Origin of the sequence: Flavobacterium sp. CG_9.1 (assembly GCF_015751645.1) — a bacterium.
In the GTDB taxonomy this organism is placed as follows: domain Bacteria; phylum Bacteroidota; class Bacteroidia; order Flavobacteriales; family Flavobacteriaceae; genus Flavobacterium; species Flavobacterium xanthum.
Map to the genome: position 1 here is coordinate 1 of NZ_JADOVC010000064.1, position 3,364 is coordinate 3,364.

Below are 3,364 nucleotides of genomic sequence, written 5' to 3' on the forward strand. Positions count from 1 at the left end.
AGATAGATTAAATTTGGACGCTATTGATTGCCAGATCTTGACACTGCTTGATAAGAAAATTACAACAAAAGACATGCCGAATCACATTGATCTTTCTTTGAGTGCTATTGAGAAAAGAAAAACCAATATTAAAAACCGACTTTTGAAGGACAAAGGCAACGATGCGGCAATAGTTCTTCATGCTAAAAAAATAAGACTTCTTTAAGTTTATTAAAAACCGTACTTTTTTAACATAAAAACAGTAAAATACATCCCAATAAAAATAATAGATTTGACAAACGCTATCAATCTAAAATTAAGTGCACGTAATCGAAGGTTTTGTTAGTAAACTATTATTAACCAATTAAATTATTATTTTATGAAAACATTAGAATTAAATCAGATGGAGCTTATAAAAGGCAGTGACGCAGGTTTTTTCGCAGGTTTAGCTTGTGGTGGCTCAATCATTTTTGGTGCGGCAGCTATTTATGGATCAGGAGGTCTGGCGGCAGCAGTAGTTTGTAATGTTGCTGCAGCAGCTTGTGGAGGAATACTTGGTCATGGTTCAAAGACAGGTCATTGGTTTTAAAATAAATAAATTTTAAATTATATAACATATGAAAAAAATTAGTCTGAATGATTTAGAAAATTTAACTGGAGGTACTGACCCACGTGCGAGTTCGGTTATAGAAGGTGTTTGTCTAGCTGGTGGCATTGCTATGGCGGTCGGTATGTGGACACCAGCAGCTCCTGCAGCTTGGACTATGTTTATAGGTTGTGGTATTAACACAATAGCTGGAAACCAAGGTTGGTGGTAGAGATATTAATTTAACTGTTCTCAATAGATTTTAATTGGGAACAGTTTTTTAAAAAAAATTAACATGAAAATAACACGATTAAGGATTATTTCTTTAATTTTATTTGCAACAGTAATTGTTTTAATCACAGTTGATAAATTTAATTTTTTGAAATCTTTTCTGCTTATAATTGCGTTTGGTCTATTAGTGATAGATTCGCAAAAAAATAATAAAATAAAAAACAGTATTATTGTGAGTAAGAATAACAAAGTAAAACCATCGATTTTACTAAGTTTTCTTGTGTTTATATTGTTTTTTATAATTTTCTATTTTTATAAAAGAGTTTAAATATTTATAAAATTCTAATTTTTAAACTTATTATGAATATTTCTCTAATTAGGTATTTTGTACTTAGCATTTGCTACATTTTTATAATAGAATTAGCTAATTTTATTTTGAAAACTGATTTGTTGATTTACAATTCATTAGCTGCAAAATTAGGTAAAGAACAAATATCAGAAATTTTAAATTTTCAAAAAAAATGGGAATGGGTGAGTTTTCTATCTACACCTGTTTTTTTTTTAATCAAAATAACTTTAATTTCCTCAGTTCTTTACATTGGCACTGCTTTTTCTGATACCAAAATTTATTTTAAAGCTATATTCGATAATGTAATCAAAGCTGAGTTTATATTTTTGTTAGTTCCTATCTTCAAAATCATCTGGTTTTACTTTTTTCAAACCAGTTATAGTTTAGAAGACATTCAATATTTTTATCCTTTATCTGCCTTGAATATTGTTGGGTATAAAGGATTAGAACCTTGGCTAATTTATCCTTTTCAGACACTTAATTTGTTCGAATTAAGCTATTGGTTAATTCTTGCCTTCTTCATTGGCAAAGCAACAGAAACCACTATGGATCATGGGCTAAAAATTGTAGCGTCTAGTTACGGTAGTGCATTGTTGTTATGGGTAGTTGTAATCATGTTTTTTACATTAAATTATTCGTAATGAAAAAATATCTTAAATTAATAATACCAATAATTTTCATCAGTTTGTTAACTTTTTTTAGTTACCAAATAGTGACTAAAATAAACCATAAAAAAGAAGTGGCAGCCAACATAAAAACCATTCCTACTTTTAAGTATCAAAATATAAATGGCGGTACATTTTCCAATAATAATTTAAAAGTAGACACCCCAACTCTCTTTATCTACTTCAACAGTGAATGCGAGTACTGTAATGAAGAGACAAAAATGATACAAGAACGTATAGAGCAATTCACACCAAATCAACTTGTCTTTGTTTCTTTTGAAAAAGCTAAAAAAATAGAATCTTTTGCTAAAAAATACAACCTTCAAAATTATGATAACATTCATTTTGTATGTGACACTAAAGTTACTTTCGCTGCTACCTTTGATGTTCAATCTTTACCTTGCTTAGTTTTGTACGATAAAAACCAGCAACTCATTGAGAAGATAAAAGGACAAACTAAGGTAGAGGTTTTGTTAAAAAAACTACAATAAAAATGATGAGATTTCTCCTTTGTCAGACTCGAGCAAAGCGAACAGGCGAAGCAATGACAAAACGACGGAATACCAAACTGAAAATAATGACTATAAAACATATTGAAAAAACCCATACGCTGCAATTGGATCAGTCGGATTGCGGTGTTGCCTGCTTATTGTCCATCATTAAATTATATGGCGGCATGCAGTCTATTGAAAAGCTACGAGAACTAAGTGGTACTACCAAACAAGGTACAACGTTATTAGGCTTATATCAAGTTGCCAATAAATTAGGTTTTACTGCTGAAGGTTGTGAAGCAGATATTCAGGCACTTATAGATCATAAACAACCCGTAATTCTTCACGTATTAATAGAAGAGAAATTACAACACTACATTGTTTGCTATCACTATGATGAACAAAAAGGTCTCTTGATTAGCGATCCAGGTAAAGGAATTTATTATTTATCTGCTATAGAATTAGATAAAATTTGGGTTTCAAAAAGCTGTTTGACGCTGGAACCGAATGAAAAATTCATAAAAGAAACTGAAGTTAAACATGCACAGCAAAAATGGTTTTTAACTTTACTAGAACCAGATTACAAATTATTGTGGATTAGTGTTCTGCTGGGTGTTTTTGTAGCAGGCTTGGGAATGGCTATGTCTTTGTTTTCCCAAAAACTAATTGATGATATTTTGCCCTCGCATAATATCAATAAACTAATCTCTGGAATTGTGTTGTTAGCTATATTACTATTGGCACGTGTTGGAATTTCGGTATTGCGAGAGTTTTTCCTGCTACAACAATCTAAAGATTTCAATAATCGCATTAATAATCAGTTTTTTTCCTCTTTGCTTCATCTTCCCAAGCCATTTTTTGATACCCGCAAAATAGGAGAATTAGTAGCTCGGTTGAATGACACTCAAAGAGTTCAAAGAGTCATTAAAATGTTGGCAAGCAGTTTAGTAATTGATGTATTAGTTTCAATTATTTCGCTAGTTTTCTTATTTGGCTACTCTTGGAAATTAGGCTTGATTTCATTGTTGACTATGCCTGTCTATTTTTATATTATTTATAGAAG

At 30.7% G+C, this 3,364-nt stretch carries 5 protein-coding genes and 1 pseudogene; all 6 read left to right on the top strand.

Annotated elements, in window-relative coordinates; genetic code table 11:
* A pseudogene (locus IWX83_RS16920) lies at positions 1 to 205 on the top strand (response regulator); the annotation flags it as partial.
* A gap of 153 nt (positions 206 to 358) precedes the next feature.
* Positions 359 to 568, top strand: a complete 210-nt coding sequence (locus IWX83_RS16925; protein ID WP_196831333.1) for a hypothetical protein — start codon at positions 359 to 361, stop codon at positions 566 to 568.
* A 28-nt stretch (positions 569 to 596) separates the two neighbouring features.
* The gene (locus IWX83_RS16930; RefSeq protein WP_196831334.1) at positions 597 to 797 is read left to right on the top strand and encodes a hypothetical protein; all 201 of its coding nucleotides are present in this window, start codon (positions 597 to 599) and stop codon (positions 795 to 797) included.
* A gap of 359 nt (positions 798 to 1,156) precedes the next feature.
* The gene (locus tag IWX83_RS16935; RefSeq protein WP_196831335.1) at positions 1,157 to 1,786 is read left to right on the top strand and encodes a hypothetical protein; all 630 of its coding nucleotides are present in this window, start codon (positions 1,157 to 1,159) and stop codon (positions 1,784 to 1,786) included.
* Entirely contained in the window at positions 1,786 to 2,301 is a 516-nt protein-coding gene (locus IWX83_RS16940) for a redoxin domain-containing protein (RefSeq protein WP_196831336.1), read from the top strand. The genes IWX83_RS16935 and IWX83_RS16940 overlap by 1 nt, the downstream gene beginning before the upstream one ends.
* A gap of 86 nt (positions 2,302 to 2,387) precedes the next feature.
* Positions 2,388 to 3,364 (top strand): cysteine peptidase family C39 domain-containing protein (locus IWX83_RS16945; protein ID WP_231380085.1); only part of this gene is annotated, 977 nt, incomplete at its 3' end.

What these genes read in the sequence shown, in the direction of transcription:
- IWX83_RS16925 (WP_196831333.1), top strand. Translation starts at nt 359, where the DNA reads ATGAAAACATTAGAATTAAATCAGATGGAGCTTATAAAAGGCAGTGAC.
- IWX83_RS16940 (WP_196831336.1), top strand. Translation starts at nt 1,786, where the DNA reads ATGAAAAAATATCTTAAATTAATAATACCAATAATTTTCATCAGTTTG.
- IWX83_RS16930 (WP_196831334.1), top strand. Translation starts at nt 597, where the DNA reads ATGAAAAAAATTAGTCTGAATGATTTAGAAAATTTAACTGGAGGTACT.
- IWX83_RS16935 (WP_196831335.1), top strand. Translation starts at nt 1,157, where the DNA reads ATGAATATTTCTCTAATTAGGTATTTTGTACTTAGCATTTGCTACATT.